The following is a 2,959-nucleotide window of genomic DNA, read 5'->3' as shown; positions in this document are numbered from 1 at the left end:
CCTGCTCGGCCGGCTGGTCGATGAACGAGGCGATGCGTTCGCCGATCATGATGGCGGTGGCGGCGGGGCCGCGAGACGGGACGGTGGGCAGGATGGACGTGTCGGCCACCCGTAGCCCGCTGATGCCGTGCACGTGGCCCCGCTGGTCGACGACGGCCTCGGGGTCGTCCGCCGCACCCATCCGGCAGCTGCCGCTGGCGTGGATGGCGGTGGCCAGATGCGCTTTCATCCAGATGTCGAGGGCATCGTCGTCCTCGAGGGTGAGGCGGTCGAGTTCGCCGAGTTCGCCGAACAGGTCGGCGAACGGGTGTGAGGTCAGCAGGTCGACGGTGACGCGCACGACCTCGCGCATCCGGGCGAGGTCGCGTCTGGTCGACAGGTAGTTGTAGTCGATGCGCGGCTGGGCCAGCGGGTCGGCCGAGACCGTGGTGATGGTGCCGCGGGCTTCCGCCTGTTGCAGGGCGATGGCGAGAAACAGTTCGTTGCGGTGCGCGGCCTGCTGGGCGAGCCGCCTGATCGACACCCCGCGCAGCGCGCGCAGCGTGGCCACCGGATGTCGGATCATCCGCGCTGTCGCGGTGTGGTCGCGGCCGACGGCGGCGCCGAGGCCGGCGATGTCGGCCAGCGACCGCAGCGACGGCATGATCTCCAGGTCCTCGCCGTAGGCGGCCGAACCGGAGGGGAAGTTGAGCACCGACTCGAACGCCGGCGACCCGGGCGTGACCGGGGGGATCGGACGCCGGGAGCGCCAGGTGAAGGACAGGTCCGGATGGTCGGTGAACCCCCTGCCCACGGCCGGCAGGTCGAGGATCACCGGGATGCCCGCGGCCTCGAGGTCCGCCCGGGGGCCGATACCGGACAGGGCCAGCAGATGCGGCGACATGATCGCCCCGGCGCTCAGCACCACCTCGCCGGCGGTGATGGTCCGCCGTTGGCCGCCGGTGTCGACCTCGACGCCCACCGCGACGCGGTCGCGCAGCACCACGCGCAGGGCCCTGGTGTTCCCCAGCACCTCGAAGTTCGGCCGGTGGCGGGCCGGGTTCACGTAGGTGATCCCGGTGTTGAGCCGGATGCCGTCGACGGCGTTCACGGGCAGCGGGCCGTACCCGGCGGGCTGCTCGCCGTTCTTGTCCGCCTCGTACGGGTAGCCGCGGCTCGCGCAGGCCGCGGCGAACGCCTCGGTCACCGGATGCGGATGGGCGATCTCGCGGGTGACGGTGATCGGCCCGCTCCCACCGTGCAGGTCGGACTCGCCGTACTGGAGATCCCGCTCGAGGCGTCTGTAGAACGGCAGCACCTGCTCGTAGGACCACTCGTCGAGCCCAGCGGCGACCCAGCGGTCGAAGTCGGCCCGGCGCCCACGGATGAAATACGTGCCGTTGAGGGCGGTCGAACCGCCGAGGACCCGGCCCCGGGCCACGGTGTAGGGCAGGTCGGGTGTGAGGTTGGCCAGCAGACCCCAGTTGTTCGGATGCCCGGGCAGCATGGCCGCCATGAGCCCGGAGTCGAGCAGCTCCTTCGGGAAGTCCTCGGTGCTCGGATGGTCACTGCCGGCCTCGACCAGCAGCACCCGGCGGTCGGCGCGTTCACTCAGCCGGCTGGCCAGCACCGCCCCACTGGCCCCCGCACCAACCACGACCACGTCGAACTCCGCCACCCCGCCGCCTCCACCTCATCGCCACCCGGCCACCCGGCCACCCGGCCACCCGGCCACCCGGCCACCCGGCCGGCCTGCCCGGCCGAGCCGATCGGTCCGCCGGGCCCCACCGGCCCGCCCGGCCCGACTGTCGTTGCCCAGGCTAGGCCCGCCGCGGCGGTCCATGCCCGGACGTATGGGTTCAGAGCGTTATCCGACGGGCACAGTGTGCGTTGGCGAGGGCTTTCGACGTCGTCCACAGTGGCGCCTCTTTTGACGGAAAGCAGTGGAGAGCGTGGTGTTCTGGAAAGACTGACGGATTTCCCGCCGCACGGTCAGGCCCGCGGTAGAGCCACATTCGCGGCGGAGTCAAGTCCGATGGCCGACCATCATCGACAGCATGGATCGCCGGTATTCAAAAAAGAGTTTCCGCTGAAAGAGGTCGTGGACAGATGCTCGAATGGCGACGTCGGGTGTCGCAGTCACAGGGGAGCCGACCTGATCGTGAATTCTGTCCGGACGATCGACCATGCGGGAAGCTGGGCGCTGGGTCGCCTGCGCGACCGCGGGGGCCGGGTGTTCCCGGCGTTTGTCGCCCACGAGTGGGCGCTCGACCTGTCCGTCCGGCCCGACCTGGGGCGGCCCTCGTCGACCGCCGATCTGCTTGAACGCTGGGACGAGGCCCTCCCGGTGCTCGAGGGGCTGGTCGGCGCGGTCGAGGGCTGGCTGCCGGTGGCCGAGCACCGGGTGCTGAGCCCCGTGGAACCGCGGCAGATCTTCCAGGCGGGAGCCAACTACCGCACACACGTGATCGACATCGCTGTCGCCCACCACGACCCGTCCGACGGTCGCACGACCGAGCAGGTGCGCGCGGACGCCGCCGCCGAGATGGACACCCGGCTCCAGCACCCGCCCTATGTCTTCCAGGGACTACCGAGCGCGATCTGCGGCCCGTGGGACGACGTCGTCCTGCCTTCGGATGGCCGGCAGCCCGACTGGGAGCTGGAACTGGCCGCGGTGATCGGCCGGCGGGCCCGGCGGGTGAGCCCCGAGAACGCGCTCGACGTGGTCGCCGGGTGGACCATCGTCAACGACCTCACGTTGCGGGAACGGATTTTCCGCACGGACATACCGGCGCTCGGCGCCGACTGGCTGGCCGCCAAGAACTCGCCGACCTTCCTGCCCACGGGGCCGGTCCTCGTCCCCCGCGCCACCCTGGCGGACCTCGGTGACCGGGAAACGTAGCGCGCAGGCCCCGTCCTTCAGGGCGGGGTCAGCGCGTCAACTCGGCTGCCAGAATGACCGGGGAATCGTGTATTCTGT

2 protein-coding genes are annotated in these 2,959 nt (G+C 71.0%); one reads left to right on the top strand and one right to left on the bottom strand.

Going from position 1 to position 2,959, the window contains the following annotated elements:
• Positions 1-1,657: GMC family oxidoreductase (locus G6R24_RS19885; protein WP_163550681.1), on the bottom strand; the 1,657-nt coding region annotated here is incomplete at its 3' end.
• Positions 1,658-2,140: 483 nt separating this feature from the next.
• Here G6R24_RS19885 and G6R24_RS19880 point away from each other — a divergent pair.
• Positions 2,141-2,881 carry a fumarylacetoacetate hydrolase family protein gene (locus tag G6R24_RS19880; protein ID WP_225438814.1) on the top strand — a complete coding sequence of 247 codons (741 nt, stop codon included), beginning with the start codon at positions 2,141-2,143 and terminating at the stop codon, positions 2,879-2,881.
• Positions 2,882-2,959: the final 78 nt, after the last annotated feature.

The sequence above is a fragment of the Candidatus Frankia nodulisporulans genome (assembly GCF_902806475.1).
Taxonomy (GTDB): Bacteria; Actinomycetota; Actinomycetes; order Frankiales; family Frankiaceae; genus Frankia; species Frankia umida.
Note: the sequence above shows the minus strand (reverse complement) of the source record. Positions and strands in the feature narration are given on the sequence as shown.